This window comes from Nonomuraea sp. NPDC049695 (assembly GCF_040674955.1).
GTDB classification, from domain to species: domain Bacteria; phylum Actinomycetota; class Actinomycetes; order Streptosporangiales; family Streptosporangiaceae; genus Nonomuraea; species Nonomuraea helvata.
In genome coordinates this window covers 31,997-48,437 of record NZ_JBFANV010000033.1, presented here as the reverse complement: position 1 = coordinate 48,437, position 16,441 = coordinate 31,997, and the positions used below count along the sequence as shown (strand labels likewise).

The window sequence follows — 16,441 nt, the reverse complement described above, 5'->3', positions numbered from 1 at the left end:
GAGAAGCGACCCGGATCAAGTATCATCTTGACTTCGGCGCAATGCGCGGCTATCGGTGAGGAGGTGCTTCGGTGACGTGAGCGGCTTCGCCCGCCGACGCGTGAGGACCGCGATGGATACGCCACAGTGGACGTGGCTCGTGCCATCATCTCCAGGGGCAAACACATCGGAACCCGCCGCCTCACCGCCGATCTGACGCTTCTCCAGCGAGCTGACGGATACGGTTACAGCACAAGGACAGAAGGAGGATGCGCTTCCCCTCGGCGCGACGGCCGAGGTAGCCGCGCAGCACAAGATGGCCCGACGCACGACTGCACCCCCTACTGAGGACTTCGAGGAGCGGATCGTCGACATCGACGTCACCTCGGAGATGCGCACCAGCTATCTCGAGTACGCGTACTCGGTGATCTACCAGCGCGCCCTGCCCGACGCGCGTGACGGCCTCAAGCCCGTGCAGCGGCGCATCCTCTACTCGATGAGCGAGATGGGCCTGCGGCCCGACCGCGGGCACGTCAAGTCGTCGCGCGTCGTCGGCGACGTCATGGGCAAGCTGCATCCCCACGGCGACAGCGCCATCTACGACGCCCTCGTGCGCCTGGCGCAGCCGTTCTCCATGCGCCTGCCCCTCGTCGACGGCCACGGCAACTTCGGCTCCCCCGACGACCTGCCCGCCGCCATGCGTTACACCGAGGCCAGGCTGGCCCCGGCGGCGATGCTCATGGTCGAGTCGCTCCACGAGGACACCGTCGACTTCAAGCCCAACTACGACGGGCAGGAGACCGAGCCGGTCGTCATGCCGTCGGCCTTCCCCAACCTGCTGGTCAACGGCACGAGCGGCATCGCGGTCGGCATGGCCACCAACATGGCGCCGCACAACCTCGTCGAGGTCGTGGCCGCCGCCCGCCACCTGATCAAGAAGCCGGGCGCGACGCTGGACGAGCTGATGACGTTCGTGCCGGGTCCCGACCTGCCGACGGGCGGCTCGATCATCGGGCTCCAAGGGGTGCGCGACGCGTACGAGACCGGTCGCGGCACCTTCCGCATGCGGGCCAAGTGCGCGGTGGAGCAGATCACGCCGCGCCGCAAGGGCATCGTCGTCACCGAGCTCCCCTACAACGTCGGCCCCGAGCGTGTCGTCACCAAGATCAAGGAGCTGGTGACGTCCAAGAAGCTCCAGGGCATCGCCGATCTCAAGGACCTCACCGACCGCCACAAGGGCCTGCGGCTGGTCATCGAGATCAAGAACGGCTTCATCCCCGAGGCGGTCCTCGAGGAGCTCTACCGGCTGACGCCGATGGAGGAGACGTTCGGCATCAACAACGTCGCCCTGGTCGACGGCGAGCCGCGCACGCTCGGGCTGCGCGAGATGCTCCAGGTCTATGTCGACCACCGGCTCGAGGTGGTGCGCCGCAGGTCGGAGTTCAGGCGGCGCAAGCGCGAGGAGCGCCTCCACCTGGTCGACGGCCTCATCATCGCCCTGCTCAACATCGACGAGGTCATCCAGGTCATCCGCGCCTCCGACGACTCGGCGCAGGCGCGCACGCGGCTGATGGACGTGTTCGACCTGACCGAGATCCAGGCCGCCTACATCCTGGACACGCCGCTGCGGCGGCTCACCAAGTACGACAAGCTGGAGCTCGATCAGGAGAAGCAGACGCTGAGCGACGAGATCGCGCAGCTCACCGAGATCCTCTCCTCGGAGACCAAGCTCCGCCAGGTGGTCTCGGGCGAGCTGGCCGACGTGGCGAAGAAGTACGGCACGCCGCGCCGCACCGTGCTGCTGGAGGCGCCGGGCGTCACCCGCACCCCGGTCGTGGATCTGCAGGTGGCCGACGACCCGTGCCTGGCGATGCTCTCCTCGACCGGCCTGCTGGCCCGCACCTCCGACGCCACGCCGCTGCCGGGCGAGGGCGAGCGCTCGGCACACGACGTGCTGGTGTCGGTCGTCAAGACGTCCGTACGCGGTGAGGTCGGCGTGGTGACGTCGCTGGGCCGGTTGATCCGGGTCCAGGTCGTGGACCTGCCGACGCTGCCCCCCACGGCCAACCCGCCGTCCCTGTCGGGCGGGCACCCGGTCTCCGAGTACGTCTCGCTGCAGCCCGACGAGAAGGTGGTCGGCCTGGGCTCGCTCGACCCCGACGGCCCCGGCCTGGCCCTGGGCACGGCGCAGGGCGTGGTCAAGCGGGTGGTGCCCGACTACCCGGCCAACCGCGACGACTTCGAAGTGATCACGTTGAAGGACGGCGACAGCGTGGTGGGCGCCGTCGAGCTCGTGTCCGAGTCCCACGACCTGGTGTTCATCTCCTCCGACGCCCAGCTCCTGCGCTACCCGGCCTCGCTGGTGCGCCCGCAGGGCCGACCGGCGGGCGGCATGGCGGGGATCCGGCTCGACGACGACGCCCGGGTGATCTGGTTCGGGGTGGTGGATCCCGAACGTCCCGCCCACGTGGTGACGGTCGCCGGCTCCTCCACGGCACTGCCCGGCACGCAGGTGGGGGGCGGCAAGGTGTCCGACTACGCCGAGTTCCCCGCCAAGGGCCGGGCGACGGGCGGCGTGCGGGCCCAGCGCTTCCTGAAGGGCGAGGACGAGCTGCTGCTGGCCTGGGCCGGCCCGGCTCCGGCCAAGGCGGTCTCCAACGTGGGCAAGCCCGTGCCGCTTCCGGAGGAGGTGGGGCGCCGGGACGGCTCCGGCGTCCGCCTCACCCACACCATCGGCGCCGTCGGCGGCGCTCTCGCCTCGACGCCCGAGTCCCTGCTCACGGAGGTCACGGCGGCACCGGCCGCCGCGGAGGACGAACAACCCTAGCGCTGACGCTTCCCCGGGCCGTTGCCGGACTCTCCCATGGGAGCGGCAACGGCCCGGCGTGCCGCTGTTATGAAATGCCTCCTGCCGCCGATCTCCTGTGAGAGAGCGCTCTCTTTGCCAGCCGGAGGTACCGTGTCCCGATCCAGACCCCCGTTATGGGCGGCCCTTGCCCTGGTCGCGTCCCTGATCGTCGCGCCGCACGCCGCCGTGGCCGCCGAGCCGGGCGTCATCACCGACTTCGAGTCGGACGCCGTCCCCACCGGCGTGTACGCCTGGGGCAACGACGCGGCCTCGACCCCCACGCTCACGGTCGGGCCCGGTCCGGACCGGCCAGGGGCGGCGGATACCAACCGGGTGCTCACGTCCGTTTACAACGTCAGCCAGTGGGGCGGCTGGTCGCACGACCTGGCCGCCGCGCAGGACTGGTCCCCGTACGAGGGCTTCTCCTTCTGGGTCAAGGGCGCGGGCTCGGGCCAGAAGATCTTCTTCGAGATCAAGGACGGCGGCACCGGAGCGGGCGCCGCCGAGCTGTTCGAGTCGTCGTTCACCGACGACGCGGCGGGCTGGCGGCAGGTGAAGGTGCCGTTCTCGAGCTTCACCAGACGCGCCGACTACCAGCCCGGCGGCGCGCCCACCGACGGCGAGCTGGACCTGGTGGCCATGTGGGGCTACTCGATGCGGCTGCCGACCGCGCAGGGCACGCTGGAATGGGACCAGGTCGAGCTCTACGGGACGGCTCCCCCACGCCCCGCCAGGCTCTCCACCGACAGGCCCGTCTATCCGGTGAACGAGAAGGGCGAGGCGAAGGTGATCGTCACCGTCACCACCGCCACCGGCCGCCCCCTGCCCGCCGACCTGGCCGTGAACTACCGGACCGGTACGGGCACCGCCACCCCCGGCAGCGACTACACGCCCGCCGAAGGCACCCTGACGTTCCCGGCGGGAACGGCCTCCGGGGCCGCCAGGTCGTTCACGATCAGAACGCTGAAGGACGGCCAGGACGAGGTCGCCGAGACCATCCCGATCGAGCTGTCCGGCGCCGGCACCAGACCCCCGGCCGAGGCGCCGGTCGTCGTGATCAACGCGCACGGCCTCCCGTACGTGAACCCCCGCAAGCCCGTCAAGGACCGCGTGACCGACCTGCTCCAGCGGATGACGCTGGAGGAGAAGATCGGGCAGATGACGCAGGCCGAGCGCAACGCGCTGGGCAAGCAGAGCGACATCGCCACGTACGCGCTCGGCTCGCTCCTGTCGGGCGGCGGCTCCGCCCCCACGCCGAACACCCCGGAGGCGTGGGCCGACATGGTCGACGCGTTCCAGCTCCAGACGCAGCGGACCCGGCTCCAGGTGCCGCTGATCTACGGCGTGGACGCGGTGCACGGCCACAACAACGTGGCCGGCGCGACGATCTTCCCGCACAACGCCGGCATGGGCGCCACCCGCGACCCCGACCTTGTGAAGCGGCAGGGCGAGATCACCGCGAAGGAGGTGAAGGCCACCGGCATTCCGTGGGACTTCGCGCCGTGCCTGTGCGTGTCGCGCGACGACCGGTGGGGCCGGGCATATGAGTCGTTCGGGGAGGACCCGGCGCTGGTGTCGCGGATGACCACGATCGTCGACGGCCTCCAGGACAACGGCGTGCTGGCCACCGCCAAGCACTACGTCGGCGACGGCGGCACCGCGTACGGCTCATCGACGAGCGGCGACTACACCATCGACCAGGGCGTCACCAAGGTCAGCCGTCAGGAGCTGGAGGCGATCCACCTGGCGCCGTTCAAGGAGGCGGTCAAGCGGGGCGTGGCCACCGTCATGCCGTCGTTCTCGAGCGTGGACCTCGGCGACGGCCCGCTCAAGATGCACGCCCACAAGGAGCTGATCACGGACGTGCTCAAGGGCCGGCTCGGCTTCAAGGGGTTCGTGATCAGCGACTGGCAGGCCATCGACCAGATCCCCGGCGACTACGCGAGCGACGTGCGTACCTCGATCAACGCCGGACTGGACATGATCATGGTGCCGTACGCCTACCCGGCGTTCGAGAGCACGCTCAAGGCCGAGGTGGAAGCCGGGCGCGTGCCCGTGCGGCGCGTGGACGACGCGGTCGCGCGGATCCTGACGCAGAAGTTCAGGCTGGGGCTGTTCGAGCATCCGTACGCCGACCGGTCGGGGATCGGCGACGTCGGCTCCGCGGCGCACCGGGCGGTCGCGCGCGCGGCCGCGGCCAAGTCGCAGGTGCTGCTGAAGAACGACGGCGGCCTGCTGCCCCTGCGCCGCGACGCCAAGGTCTACGTGGCCGGCTCGAACGCCGACGACCTCGGCAACCAGACCGGCGGCTGGACGATCAGCTGGCAGGGCTCGTCGGGGCCGATCACCCCCGGCACCACGATCCTGCAGGCCGTCCGCTCCCGTGCCGCCTCGGCGACCTACTCGAAGGACGCCTCCGCCGACCTGTCCGGGCACGACGTGGGCGTCGTGGTGGTGGGCGAGACACCGTACGCCGAGGGCCAGGGCGACGTGGGCCGCGCCGGCCGCACACTGAACCTGGCCACCGCCGACCGGGCGGCGATCGACAAGGTGTGCGGGGCGATGAAGTGCGTCGTCCTGGTCGTCTCGGGTCGTCCGCTGCTGCTCGGCGACCTGTCGGGCGTCGAGGCCGTGGTGGCCTCCTGGCTGCCGGGCACCGAGGGCGACGGCGTGGCCGACCCGCTGTTCGGCGCGGTCCCGTACACCGGGCGGCTGCCGTTCACCTGGTTCCGCTCGGTGGAGCAGCTGCCGATCAACGTGGGCGACGCCGCGTACGACCCGCTCTGGCCGTACGGGTGGGGCCTGCGCACGGACCGGCCCCGTGACCGGCTCAAGGCCGCGCGCGTCCGGCTCGCCTTCGGTGACGGCCACTCCAAGGCCGCGGCGGCGGCCCTGACGCTGTCCGGGCGCGGCTGGAACACCGACGGGTCGGTACGTGACGCGCGCGCCGTCCTGGCCGCCCTGGGCACGGCCGCGGCGCTGCTCGAACGGTCGAAGACCGACACGTACGCCGTGGACGACGCCGTCGTGTCGGTGGCCAGGGACATCGCGCAGAGCGCGGGCAAGCGTCCCGACCTGCAGGCGTCGGCCGACCACGAGCTGGCGGCGGGCAACCTGCGCAAGGCGGTGGACCTGCTGGCCCAGGCCGCCCGCTGAAACGGAGCGCCACCGCCGTCCTGTGCCTACGTCCCTGCCGCCGGACGCCCCTGTGCTCGTGCTCGCCACCCCGGGCGACACGGCCGGCGTGGCCGAGGAGATCGCGGCTGTCGTACGTGTCGACAACCCGCAGATCGAGGTCCGGCTGGCGAGCGTGACCAACCTGGCGGACTCCCTGCCCACCGGCCGCGACGCCATCATCGTGCCGCTGCTCACCTGGGACGACCCCGTCGTCCTGGCCGAGATCGGCAAGGCCGTGGCGGCCACCGGCACCGGCGCCGTCGTCACCGAGGCGCTCGGCCCGCACCCGCTGCTGGCCGAGGCCCTGCACATCAGGCTCGCCGATCGCGGCCTGGCCAGGGTCGACCGCGTGCGCCTGCTGAACGTCTCCAGCCCCGTCGACGCCGTCATCCTCGCCACGGTCGGCGGGGAGCGCGCGGTGCACGCCGTGCAGGCCACGGCGGTGCTGCTGGCCTCCAGGCTTACGCTGCCCGTCGTGTCGGCCTCACTCGACAGCGAGCCGGGCGTCGGCACGGCGGCCCAGCGGCTGCGCGCGGCGGGCGCCGAGCGGCTGGCCATCGCACCCTGCATGATCGGACACGAGGCCCCGGCGGGGATCGTCGAGCAGGCCGCCGCGGCGATCAGCGCCGGGCACGCCGAACCGCTCGGCTCCCACAGCGCCGTCGCCGAACTTGTCGCACGGGCTTACGGTAGTCAACTTGCCACTTGACAAGGGCTTGTAGAGATCACGGGACTCGAGTTACCGTCGGCGAATGCGGCGGGTGGTGTACAACGGCGAGCGGCTCGGCCTGCGTGAGGTCACGGAGGCCGACGTACCCGCCCTGCACGCCCTCTACGGCGACGCGGCCGCCACGCAGCACATGCCGTTCGGGCCGCGCAGCCTGGCCGAGGTGGCGCGGCTCGTCGAGCAGGCCATGGAGGCGGCCACCGCGGAGCCGCGCCTGCTCTACGTGCTCGCCGTGGTCGATGCGGCCCGCTGTGACGTGATCGGGGTGGCCCGCCTGTCCATCGAGGCCGTCCACCCCCACAGCGCGGAGATCGGCTTCGGCCTCCACCCCGAGCAATGGGGCCGTGGGATCGGCACCGACCTCGTGCGATTACTCCTGTCGTTCGGGTTCAAGGAGCTCGGGCTGCACCGCGTGTGGGGCGCCCGCTCCCCGGCCAACCTGCCTGCCCAGCTGGCCATGCTGACCGCCGGGATGGTGGAGGAGGGCCGCATCCGGCACCACGTGCACACGCCGCAGGGGTGGCGCGACTCGATCGTGCACTCGGCGCTGGAAGACGAGTGGATCGAGCGTTAAACCCGCAGGGCCGTGGGAGTGGCGCGGACCGCGATTGTCGGTGGCACGTCCTACCATGAGGCACCTCACGGAGGGATGAGTCCAATGCTCGACGCGCTGATCGTGCCCCTGTTCGTCACCACGGACCTGCCGCCCGAGGCGGAGCTGGCCGAGTTCGGGGAGTTGCTCGCCGAGACCGCGCGCATGCTGGGCCGCGAGGGCGCCGGCTACGAGGCGTTCCTGGCGGGCAAGGTGTTCTGGCTCGACCGCCCCGTGCTGCCGGAGCAGCGTCCGGCGGCCGAGACGGAGCTGCGCTTCGCGGGGATGCTGGGCTACCTCGCCGCCTCCGGCCCCGGCCACACCTCGCACGACGTGGTCCGCGACGTGCGGCAGGCGATCGGCGCGGCCGTGGCGGGCCGCTACGGCGACGTGGGGGTGGCCCCGGCCGTGTTCGCCATCCGCGACCAGGACGTACGCGAGCGCACCCCCGAGTCCGCCGTCGCCATCGACACCAGCGACGTCGCACCCGAGCTGGTGACCGCGACCAGGTCGTACCTGTAGCCGGGCAGGCTCCTGCCTCAGGGGCGGCGGAAGACGACAGGCTCGTCGCCCTCGCCCACCTCACGGGCGTCGGTGAGCCACAGCTGCGAGGTGCCGGGGACGCGGGTCAGGGAGAGCTTGTTGACCATGCCCGCCGATCTCAGAAACTCCCTGGTCCAGCTCCGCCCGTCATAGTGCAGCATCATGACCCGCCCCGGCTGGAGCTCGACGTCCACGCCCGCCGCCCACACGTCGTCCTTGCCGAGGGCGGTGACCGCCTGCAGCTCACCGTGCCAATCCGGTAGTTCCGTCCGCCGCCACGCGGTGCCGTCCCAGCGCAGGATGAGCGGGCGCGCGCCGTAGGTCGCGTTCTCATCCTTGGGCCCCGCGATCGTGCCTACCGCCAGGACATCGTCGGGGCCGTTCTGCCAGATGTCCGCGAGTGAGCCGCCCGGCACGGCCGGGACGGCCATCCGCTCGAGGCGCCCACCAGGTGGCCGGTGCCAGACGGCGGGGAGGTTCGCGTGCTCACCGGCGATCCAGGTGTGCCCCGCGCCTGCGACGACCGCGGTGAACTTGCCCTCGAACGTCTCGTTGACGAATCGGCTGCCGTCCCATGAGGAGGTGTACGGCACGGTGCCCTCCGCACGGCTCCTGGCACCGATCAGCACCACCCGCTTGCCGTCCACGGCGATGTCGTCCACCCAGCCGTCACCCGGGACCCTGCGCTCCAGCCAGCGACGCCCGTTCCACTGCAGCGTGCAGGGGCCGTTCTCGTCGTCGCCCGCGACCCACACGTTGCGCGGACCGTCGGCGTCGACCGCCGCCCCGCTCGAGAACTCCTCGTCGGTGAAGCGCCGTAGTGCGCTGACCGCGCGCCATCGGGAGCCGTCCCAGTGTTTCAGGACGAAGTAGCCCGGCTCGTCCTCGGCGCTGGCATAGAGGCCGACGGCCCAGGCGTCTCGAGGACCGGTCGCTGTCATGTCCACCAGCGCCGTGCCGGCCGTCGCATCGATCTTGACCTGCTCCCACCGTTGGGACAGGGTGAACTCCTCCAGCATCGGCCCCGGTGGTGGAGGAGTGGCGCGGGGCTCGGCGGTGCAGGCGGTCAGCACGCCCAGGCAGGCGAGCGCGGCCGCGATCTTCTTCATCGCGCCCTCCGCCGGAACATGACGTCTCCCCGCTTGCTCTCCGAGGCGGCCTGTCCTATCAGCCAGAGCTGGTCCGTGCCCGGCACCTGTGCCAACACCGCGTCGTAGACCTCGCCGGTGCGGACATACTCCCGTGTCCACCTGCGCCCGTCGTAGTGCACGATCATGAGCCGATCCGCGTGGGCCGGATCGTGTCCCACCGCCCACATCCCGCCTGCTGCGGAGGCGGTGACGTCGAGCAGCCCGCCCTGCCAGTCGGGCAACTCCATCCGCCGCCACGCGGTGCCGTCCCAGTGCAGGACGAGCGGCCGGAAGCCGGGGGCGCCTTGATAGTGGAAAAACGGGTAGGTCCAGGGTCCCGTTGCCCGGCAGGCGGTCCAGGGCTCGTACGACCAGGCCATGAACTCGGGTTTCTCGCTGTATCCGACCGTGCCCACGGCCCACACGTCCGACGGGCTGTTCTGCCGGACCTTCACCAGATGTCCGTCGGGTACGAGCGGCAGCTTCACCTCCTCGAACGGGGAGTCGGGAGCCGGCCTGTGCCAGATCGCCGGGACGATGCCGTCGCAGTTCCGGCGCGGCTTGGCCCCGGCGATCCAGGTGTGCCCGGCACCCGAGTCGACCGACTCGAACGTCCCTTCCCGTCCCACCGCGACGCGGGTCTGCCTGCCGTCCCAGGAGAGGGCGAACGATCGGTACCCCAGGCTTGTGTCTCGAGGGCCCGTTGCGTAGTCGTTCCTGTCACGGCCCAGCAGCACCACCTGACCCCTGTCGGTGGCGACGTCGTGCACTCTTCCTTCTTCGGCGGAGAGCAGACCGATCTCCCGCCAGCGTGCTCCGTCCCAGTGATAGGTGTAGGCCCGCTCTTGCGAGGCGTCGATGGGATGGTTGCCGACGACCCAGGCATCGTCCGGCCCGTCCGCGTCGAACGCCGACACCTGGAAGCGGCGGCCGATCACGGTCCTGGCCCACCGCGAGCCGTCCCAACGCTGGAGGACGGGCCGACCCGCGTTCTTGGCGCCGGGTTCGTACGACCAGGAGACGCCGTCGTGGCCGTCCTCAGAACCGGCCGCCCATACGTCGCGCGGGCCGAGGGCCAGGAGGCCGGCCCACTCCGAAGGAGCCTTCAGTTCCGGCGGTTCCACCTGCTCCCACTGCGCCTGCACGGAGGACGTGGTCAGCCCCCCGAGGCAGGCCGCCACCACACCGAGGCGCTGGATGATCCTCACGGTCCGCACCTTATGAACACCCCGCGCCCTCCGTTCGAACGTGGCTGATCTGTGACCAACCGCGCACATCAGGTGGGTGTCTAAACGGGGTGAGCGAAAGGATCCCAACCATGAGGCACCCCTCAGTGACCGCGGCGCTGCTGGCGTCGGCGGTCATCGGCGGGCTGGGGCTCACACCCGGCGCCGCCCACGCCCAGGCAGGGACACCGGCGGCCCGCGCCGCCTGGATCAAGTCCTGCCACGACAAGAAGGACGACACCGACTACCCCTGCGGCCACTGGAAGCTGGTCATGCGGGACGGCAGGCAGGTCGTCGTGCGCGACGCGGCCGGCAGCAAGGCCGGTGCCAAGGACGAGACGGCAGCGTTCGCGATCAGCGCCGACGGCCGTGTGCTGGCCTACCAGCGCGCCCGCGATCACCGCCTGGTCGTCCAGCCGGTCGCCGGCGGCCCGGCCAAGGTGCTGCCGAAGTCGGCGGTGCCCAAGGGCGCCGGCGCCCTCGCCGTCATGCTGTCCCCCAAGGGCGACAGAGTGATGATCGACTACGGGAACGAGCCGCTGCGCCGGCCCATCACGGTGATCACCGTCGCCACCGGCCAGACCACGACCCTGCCACTCGGGGACTCGATGCTCGGGTTCAGCGGCGACGGCGACGAGGTGCTGACCAGTCGCGACCTGAGCGACAACACCACGCGGCTGGCCGCGTACCGGCTCGGCGGCGGCTCGATCAAGCGGACGCCGCCCCAGGTCGTCTACGGCGCGGAGGCCCTGGCCCTGGCCCCCGACGGCCGGACGGTGGCCGCGTTCATCGGGGGCAACGCCGACAGGAAGAAGCCGCCAAGGGTGCGGACGTACGACCTGGAGAGCGGCGAGCTGTCCGCGGGCGCAGACCTGCCGCTCAAGCCGGACACGGAGACGGAGACGGCCTGGTGGGGGCCCGACGGCCGGATCCACGCGACCGTGCGGCGCGGTGACGACGGGGAGGCGGCGGTGGTACGGGTGCTCACCGTCGATCCTCAGTCCGGCAAGGCCACGCAGACCGACGCATACACGATCAGCAAGACCAGGTTCGAGCACGTCGAAGCGGGGGAGTGAACGACATGAGAGTGAAGATCCTCACGGCACTCGTGGCCGCCGCCCTGACGGCGGCCCCAGGCGTCGCGTACGCCGAGCCGCACGCGCACGCTCATCAGGGGCACGACAGCATCAGGTACGCCTCCATCAAGAAGTGCACGTCCAAGGACGGGGACAGGCCGTGCGGCGACTGGCGGCTCGTCATGCACAACGGCGGGAAGAGCGTCCTGCATGACGCCCAGGGGGTCGCCCTCGACGCGAAGGGCAAGCCGCTCCGCTACTCCCCGGCGCCCATCGCGGTCAGCGGGAACGGCCGGCGGATCGCGTACTTCACCAAGACCGGCAGGCTGGCCGTGCGGACGCTCGACGGCGGCGTCAAGGTGTTCGCCAAGAACGCGCTGCCCCGCGTGGCCCAGAACGAGGTGACCCTGCTCCTGTCCGACGACGGCGGCCGGCTGGCAGCGATGATCGGCGGCGACAAGCCCGCGAGCACACGCGTGTTCGACACGGGCACCGGCGCCCGGCTCGGCACCGTGCCGGCGGACCGATCGGTGCTGGGCTTCAGCTTCGACGGGGACGAGCTCCTCACCAGCGTCGACGGCGACGAGTCCGTCACCGAGCTGGCGGTCTACAGCGACACGGGCGAGGAGGCCGTACGGGTCGCGCCGCCGCAGGTCGTCGCGTCGAACGGGCCGCAGGCGCTGTCCGCGGACGGCCGCACGGTCGCGAGCGTCGTGCAGGGGAGCAAGCCGCAGCTCGTCCTGTACGACCTGCAGACCGACCAGGTCACCAGCCGTAAGAAGATCAAGCTCCCGGACGCGGACGTCGACATGGTCGACTGGACCGGGGACACCCAGGTGACCCTCCACATGCTGTCCGGTGGCGACAGGATGACGATCGTTCAGATCGACACCGAGACGGGCGCGGTCAAGGTCAGGGACAGGTACACGACGCTCAAGGACACGTTCGTCTTCGCCGCGTGCGGCGGCTGACGCCCCTCTGGCCAGTACGGCGGGGCCTGGGGAGCCCCGCCGTACTGGCATACGCTTCTCCGGTGGAGTCTCACTCGACCAAGGCGATGGCCGCCAGGGCCGTCGACCTGTGCGTGGCGCTGCTGCACGAGCAGCCGTCGATCGAGTCGGTTTCGCGGATCCTGCGTGACCACGGCGAAACCGGAGACCTGGACCTCGGCGAGGCGGACGTCGCGGCGATGCGCGCGGCGGCGACGCGGCTCTGCGAGGTGCGGGCGGCCGTACACGGACTTCGGCGGCGGCAGCCCGCGCCGCTACCGGAATCGTCGGCAGTGCTCCGGCCTTCAGGCCGGGGGTGAAGCCGACCAGCCCGCGTAGCGGGGCAAGAACAGCCGATTCGCCGTCAGGCGAATCGGCGTCCACCCAGCTCAGGCGGGCCGGTTTTGCTGCTCGATGTACTGGCGCAGGACACTGAGCGGAGCGCCGCCCACCGATCCGGCGAAGTAGGAGCCCGACCACAGCTTGTTCGCCCGGTAGTAGTGGCGGGCCAGTTCGGGGAACTCTTGACGCATCCGGCGCGAGGACACGCCCTTGAGGCTGTTGACCAGCTTGGACAGGGCCACCTTGGGTGGGAAGTTGACCAGCAGGTGGACGTGGTTGTCTTCGCCGTTGAACTCGCGCAGCTCGGTTTCGAAGTCGGCGCACACGGACCTCATGATCTCTTGCAGGCGGGTCAGGTGCTCGCCGGTGAACACCCGATGCCGGAACTTCGTCACGAAAACCAAATGCGCGTGCAACACGAATAGGCAATGTCTGCCGGTCCTGATATCGCTGTACTCGGCCATAACCCAACTGTAGGATGATCGTGTGCAGTTGCGGCACTCCTTCCGGATCGACCCGACCCCCCGCCAGCGCATCGCGTTCGCGCGGGCGTTCGGGTGCGCCCGGGTGGTGTTCAACGACGCGATCGCACTACGCAACCACGCCCACCAGCAGGGCTTGCCGTTTCTCACAGACGCGGAACTGTCCCGCCTGGTGATCACCCAGGCGAAGCAGACGCCGCAACGCTCATGGCTTGGCGAGGTGTCGGCGGTGGTGCTCCAGCAGGCGCTGGCCGACGGCTGCGTGGCGTTCCGGAACTTCTTCGCCTCCAGGGCCGGGACCCGCAAGGGGCCCAAGCTGGGGCCGCCGCGTTTCCGGTCCCGCAAGGACAACCGGCAGGCGATCCGCTTCACCCGTAACGCCCGTTTCGCCATCACCGCGGCCGGCAAGCTGCGGCTGCCGAAGATCGGCGATGTGGCGGTGCGCTGGTCACGGAGCCTGCCGTCTGAGCCCTCTTCCGTCACCGTGGTCAAGGATGCCTCCGGAAGGTATTTCGCATCGTTTGTGGTCGAAGCGGCCGAAACCCCCTTGCCTGCGACCGAGGCCGAGACCGGGATCGACCTGGGCCTGACGCATTTCGCGGTGCTGTCGGGCGGACGGAAGATCGACAGCCCGCGGTTCCTGCGCCGAGCGGAGAAGAAACTCAAGCAGGCACAACAAGCCCTGTCACGTAAGGAGAAAGGCAGCAACAACCGGGCCAAGGCCCGGATGAAGGTCGCCCGCCGGCATGCCAAGGTCACCGACGCGCGCCGCGAGTTCCACCACCAGCTCTCCACGAAGTTGATCCGCGAAAACCAAGCGATCTATGTGGAGGATCTGGCAGTCAAGGGACTGGCACGCACCGGGCTGGCCAAGAGCGTGCACGATTCGGGCTGGGCGTCGTTCATCGGCATGGTGGAGTACAAGGCGAAGCTGTACGGTCGGACGTTCGTGAAGATCGCCAGGTTCTTCCCCTCCTCCAAGCTCTGTTCGGCCTGCGGGGCGCTGGCCGAACAGATGCCGCTGGCCGTACGCCGGTGGACCTGCCCGTGTGGGGTCACCCACGACCGGGATGTCAACGCCGAGATCAACATCCGCGCCGAAGGGCGCCGGATCGTCGCCGCTGGACGGAAACCCGTGCCTGAGATGGGCGGGAAGCGGAGACGGAAAACGCCTGCGGAGACCGGTAAGACCCCTTCGCCCGCTCCTCGGGGCGAGCGCGGGGGCACGGTCGATGAAACAGGAAGCCACAGAAGTGCCGCGTGACACCAGGCGGCACAGGCTGAATCCCCGGCGTTCACGCCGGGGAGCGCGTCAATGCACCACGCGCTGCGCCACCCCGCTAGCGCGTCGCCGCCCACCGCTCCCGCTCGTCATCGGAGGTCGCCGCACACCACGCTCCTTCATCCCCGGACGTCGGCGGCTGAGCGTTTCGGACCCAGTAGGAGTCGAATATACGTTTGAACCATGGCGTAGAATCGGCACTATGAATGCCCCGTTCCAAGCATCTCTGCTCGGCCTGGACGAGGAGCTGGGGGTCGGGCCGCTCGGCGACACGGTCCGCAGGACGCACCTCGACCGCGGCGCCTGGATCGACCTGCGGCTGGGCTGGCTCTCGGGGGCGGACACGCTGTTCGAGCGGCTGGCCGAGACGGTGCCGTGGCGGGCCGAGCGGCGGCACATGTACGACCGGGTGGTGGACGTGCCGCGGCTGCTGAAGTTCTACGACGAGGACGAGACCCTGCCCGATCCGGTGCTCGACGACTGCAGGCGCGCGCTCAACGAGCATTACGAGGAGGAGCTGGGGGAGCCGTTCCGTACGGCCGGGCTCTGCTTCTACCGCGACGGTCGTGACAGCGTGGCCTGGCACGGCGACACGATCGGGAGGGGCGGCACCGAGGACACCATGGTGGCGATCATCTCGGTCGGCGATCCCCGCCCGCTCCTGCTCCGCCCGCGCGGCGGCGGGCCGTCCATCCGGCGCGATCTGGGGCATGGGGATCTGATCGTGATGGGTGGGAGCTGCCAGCGTACGTGGGAGCACGCGATCCCGAAGACGGCCCGGCCCACGGGGCCGCGTATCAGCATCCAGTTCCGGCCCCGCGGGGTTCGCTGACGGCCCCCGGCGTCCCGGCCCGACGCGCCTCGCCCTCGCCGGGCGTCCCGTCGGACTCCCGCGACCGCTTGACGCGCGACCGGGATCGCGAGTGCGCGTTCGGGGTCGAGGGTGCGGGGACCGGCGTCGGCAGTGCGGGGCCGTGGCTCCGGTTACTTCAGAGTGAGGCGAGCGACGCGGCCCCCTTCGCCCGAGGCCCAGCACGTCAGGTCAGGGGTGCACGACACCGTGTCGAAGGAGCCGCTGTCGAACGTCTCCCAGCTGCGCCCGCCCGACCACGTGACATCGCTGCCGGAAGGCCCGACCGCGATGGCCGCGAAGGGCAGGTGCGGGAGCCAGGCGACGCCCGACCGGTACGCGGGAGGCGGCGTGGTGGCCGGCCGCCAGGTGGCGCCGCCGTCGGCGGTCACCGCGCCCGCGCTGGGGGACGGCTGGTCGGGCCGGTAGTCGCCGCCGACCGCGATGCCGTGGTGGCGGTCGCGGAAGGCCAGGCCGAACACGCCGCGCGCCGCGTCCCCCGCGGGGATCGGCGTGTCGGCCACCGTCCAGGTGCGCCCGCGGTCGCCCGAGTGGAACACCCGCGACCGCTCCGCCCCGCCGGTGGCCAGCCAGGCGTCCCGGCCGCCCGCCGTGACCAGGCACTGCCCGCTCGCCGCGAAGCCCGCCTCGCCAGGCAGCGCTTCGGGCATCCCGTCGGCGGGCAGCACCTGCCAGCTCCGCCCGCCGTCCTCCGTCGCCAGGATGCGGAACCTGCCGTCCACGGGGTCGCTCATGGCCAGCCCGTGCCGCCGGTCGAAGAAGGCCAGGCAGTCGTAGAACGCCTTCGGCTCGTCGTTCCTGAACGTCTCCGCCCAGGTGCGCCCGCCGTCCTCCGTCCGGTAGACGCGCGAGTCCGTACCCTCGCCGATGGACAGCGCCACGGCCCGGCGCGCGTCGAAGGCCTCGATGTCGCGGAACTGGAGCGCGGTGGTGTCGGGCGGCGAGACGTTCTCCCAGCTGCGCCCGCCGTCCACGGTCCGCAGCACGGTGCCGCCCGAGCCGGAGGCCCAGGCCACGTCGCGGCTGACGGGCGACAGGCCGCGCAGGCGCGCGGTCACCCCGGTCTCCTTGAGCTCCCAGGAGAGCCTGGGCGTCCCGGCGTGGGCGGGGAGCGCGGCGGCGAGTACGACGGCCGCCGCTGACAGCGCGCCTAACGCGAATCGAAGCTTCATGTCGG

Annotated in this window: 14 protein-coding genes; 10 read left to right on the top strand and 4 right to left on the bottom strand. The window is 71.0% G+C overall.

The features are described 5' to 3' along the window. Positions 1–295 precede the first annotated feature (295 nt). From AB0J64_RS26925 to AB0J64_RS26905, 5 genes are all read left to right on the top strand, one after another. Positions 296–2,806 carry a DNA topoisomerase IV subunit A gene (locus AB0J64_RS26925; RefSeq protein ID WP_364032232.1) on the top strand — a complete coding sequence of 837 codons (2,511 nt, stop codon included), beginning with the start codon at positions 296–298 and terminating at the stop codon, positions 2,804–2,806. Positions 2,807–2,938: 132 nt separating this feature from the next. Continuing rightward, positions 2,939–5,983 (top strand): glycoside hydrolase family 3 N-terminal domain-containing protein, encoded by a 3,045-nt coding sequence (locus AB0J64_RS26920; protein ID WP_364032229.1) that lies wholly within the window; start codon positions 2,939–2,941, stop codon positions 5,981–5,983. Between the two features lie 22 nt (positions 5,984–6,005). Then, a complete protein-coding gene (locus tag AB0J64_RS26915) occupies positions 6,006–6,713 on the top strand; it encodes a hypothetical protein (RefSeq protein ID WP_364032226.1) in 708 nt (235 codons plus the stop codon). 43 nt (positions 6,714–6,756) lie between these two features. Further along, positions 6,757–7,305 (top strand): GNAT family protein, encoded by a 549-nt coding sequence (locus tag AB0J64_RS26910; RefSeq protein ID WP_364032223.1) that lies wholly within the window; start codon positions 6,757–6,759, stop codon positions 7,303–7,305. A gap of 75 nt (positions 7,306–7,380) precedes the next feature. Next, positions 7,381–7,845 carry a hypothetical protein gene (locus tag AB0J64_RS26905; protein WP_364032220.1) on the top strand — a complete coding sequence of 155 codons (465 nt, stop codon included), beginning with the start codon at positions 7,381–7,383 and terminating at the stop codon, positions 7,843–7,845. A 17-nt stretch (positions 7,846–7,862) separates the two neighbouring features. Here AB0J64_RS26905 and AB0J64_RS26900 read toward each other — a convergent pair whose 3' ends face one another. Next, positions 7,863–8,975, bottom strand: a complete 1,113-nt coding sequence (locus AB0J64_RS26900) for a hypothetical protein (RefSeq protein WP_364032217.1) — start codon at positions 8,973–8,975, stop codon at positions 7,863–7,865. Then, the gene (locus AB0J64_RS26895; protein ID WP_364032214.1) at positions 8,972–10,204 is read right to left on the bottom strand and encodes a hypothetical protein; all 1,233 of its coding nucleotides are present in this window, start codon (positions 10,202–10,204) and stop codon (positions 8,972–8,974) included. Before AB0J64_RS26895 ends, AB0J64_RS26900 begins: the two co-directional genes overlap by 4 nt. A 110-nt stretch (positions 10,205–10,314) precedes the next feature. Here AB0J64_RS26895 and AB0J64_RS26890 point away from each other — a divergent pair, with 110 nt between their 5' ends. The 3 genes from AB0J64_RS26890 to AB0J64_RS26880 all read left to right on the top strand — a co-directional run bounded on the left by AB0J64_RS26890 (position 10,315) and on the right by AB0J64_RS26880 (position 12,607). Continuing rightward, complete coding sequence (locus AB0J64_RS26890) at positions 10,315–11,298, top strand: hypothetical protein (protein ID WP_364032211.1); 984 nt, start codon at positions 10,315–10,317, stop codon at positions 11,296–11,298. A 5-nt stretch (positions 11,299–11,303) separates the two neighbouring features. Then, on the top strand, positions 11,304–12,269 hold the full coding sequence (locus AB0J64_RS26885) for a hypothetical protein (RefSeq protein WP_364032208.1): 966 nt from the start codon (positions 11,304–11,306) through the stop codon (positions 12,267–12,269). Between the two features lie 62 nt (positions 12,270–12,331). Next, positions 12,332–12,607, top strand: a complete 276-nt coding sequence (locus AB0J64_RS26880) for a hypothetical protein (protein WP_364032205.1) — start codon at positions 12,332–12,334, stop codon at positions 12,605–12,607. Between the two features lie 69 nt (positions 12,608–12,676). Here AB0J64_RS26880 and tnpA read toward each other — a convergent pair whose 3' ends face one another. Further along, on the bottom strand, positions 12,677–13,093 hold the full coding sequence (tnpA, locus tag AB0J64_RS26875; protein ID WP_364032202.1) for an IS200/IS605 family transposase: 417 nt from the start codon (positions 13,091–13,093) through the stop codon (positions 12,677–12,679). Positions 13,094–13,115: 22 nt separating this feature from the next. Here tnpA and AB0J64_RS26870 point away from each other — a divergent pair, with 22 nt between their 5' ends. Both AB0J64_RS26870 and AB0J64_RS26865 read left to right on the top strand, forming a co-directional pair. Then, complete coding sequence (locus AB0J64_RS26870) at positions 13,116–14,375, top strand: transposase (protein ID WP_364032199.1); 1,260 nt, start codon at positions 13,116–13,118, stop codon at positions 14,373–14,375. A 220-nt stretch (positions 14,376–14,595) separates the two neighbouring features. Continuing rightward, positions 14,596–15,225 (top strand): alpha-ketoglutarate-dependent dioxygenase AlkB, encoded by a 630-nt coding sequence (locus tag AB0J64_RS26865; RefSeq protein WP_364032196.1) that lies wholly within the window; start codon positions 14,596–14,598, stop codon positions 15,223–15,225. 152 nt (positions 15,226–15,377) lie between these two features. Here the strand turns inward: AB0J64_RS26865 and AB0J64_RS26860 are convergent, their stop codons facing one another. After that, positions 15,378–16,436: an oxidoreductase gene (locus AB0J64_RS26860; RefSeq protein WP_364032193.1), complete on the bottom strand. Its 1,059-nt coding sequence runs from the start codon at positions 16,434–16,436 to the stop codon at positions 15,378–15,380. Between the last annotated feature and the right edge of the window lie 5 nt (positions 16,437–16,441).

Bases quoted from the DNA above. Each gene is read 5' to 3' on its own strand.
- AB0J64_RS26925 (WP_364032232.1), top strand. From the start codon at position 296: ATGGCCCGACGCACGACTGCACCCCCTACTGAGGACTTCGAGGAGCGG.
- AB0J64_RS26910 (WP_364032223.1), top strand. From the start codon at position 6,757: ATGCGGCGGGTGGTGTACAACGGCGAGCGGCTCGGCCTGCGTGAGGTC.
- AB0J64_RS26905 (WP_364032220.1), top strand. From the start codon at position 7,381: ATGAGTCCAATGCTCGACGCGCTGATCGTGCCCCTGTTCGTCACCACG.
- AB0J64_RS26900 (WP_364032217.1), bottom strand. From the start codon at position 8,975: ATGAAGAAGATCGCGGCCGCGCTCGCCTGCCTGGGCGTGCTGACCGCC.
- AB0J64_RS26890 (WP_364032211.1), top strand. From the start codon at position 10,315: ATGAGGCACCCCTCAGTGACCGCGGCGCTGCTGGCGTCGGCGGTCATC.
- AB0J64_RS26885 (WP_364032208.1), top strand. From the start codon at position 11,304: ATGAGAGTGAAGATCCTCACGGCACTCGTGGCCGCCGCCCTGACGGCG.
- tnpA (WP_364032202.1), bottom strand. From the start codon at position 13,093: ATGGCCGAGTACAGCGATATCAGGACCGGCAGACATTGCCTATTCGTG.
- AB0J64_RS26865 (WP_364032196.1), top strand. From the start codon at position 14,596: ATGAATGCCCCGTTCCAAGCATCTCTGCTCGGCCTGGACGAGGAGCTG.
- AB0J64_RS26860 (WP_364032193.1), bottom strand. From the start codon at position 16,436: ATGAAGCTTCGATTCGCGTTAGGCGCGCTGTCAGCGGCGGCCGTCGTA.